Source organism: Pyramidobacter sp. CG50-2 (genome assembly GCF_003612005.1).
Classification (GTDB): domain Bacteria; phylum Synergistota; class Synergistia; order Synergistales; family Dethiosulfovibrionaceae; genus Pyramidobacter.
On sequence record NZ_RAWT01000109.1, the window covers coordinates 1 to 636 of the forward strand.

Genomic DNA, 636 nt, shown 5'->3' on the forward strand with positions numbered 1-636 from the left:
GTCGAAAGTTGTTCCCTTGGGAAGGATCCTTCGAATGAGAGTATGATTATTTTCAACCTTCGGTTTTTCCTGCGGTGTTTGTGGATTGCAATAGAACATATATGATTTTCTTTCTCCGTCCGGATCTTTTTCGATAGCCGTCGGATTGGAAAACTCTGTACCGTTGTCAGCAAGAAGGACCTGAAACATGGACTTATAGCGTTTCCTGCCCAGAAGAGTGAAGAGCATTGTAAAAATCTGCTCAACAGATTGAGCAGTATTTTTATCTCTCAAAAAAGCCAGCATAAAGTTGCAGTTTCTTAAGATGACAGTCAGAAGAACTTTTCCTCCTGCGGTGCCAACGACACTGTCGATTTCGGTAATAAGCATGTCCGGATGTTTCTTCGAAAAAGAGAGAAAATCATTGTAGGTACGGCCTTCACGACATTTTTTATCCACCTTCATGTTATTTCTTTTTCCCTTTCTCTTCTTAAAACGGACAGCTCGGGGCAAGTCTATTTTCCGTGCCTCTAAAATACCCGAAAGCAGGAGCCGTCTGGCGGTACTTTCAGAACAGGGAACAGTATCTCGATTATTACGGATAATATGATAGAGAGACTGCCCCTGTTTGATGAGAGGAGAGAAAAAAGAATCAAT

The 636-nt window shown here is 41.8% G+C and carries 1 protein-coding gene; it reads right to left on the reverse strand.

Translation table 11 applies throughout. The features are described from left to right. Nucleotides 1-444 (reverse strand): transposase (locus D7D26_RS12410; RefSeq protein WP_446737519.1); only part of this gene is annotated, 444 nt, incomplete at its 3' end. Nucleotides 445-636 lie beyond the last annotated feature (192 nt).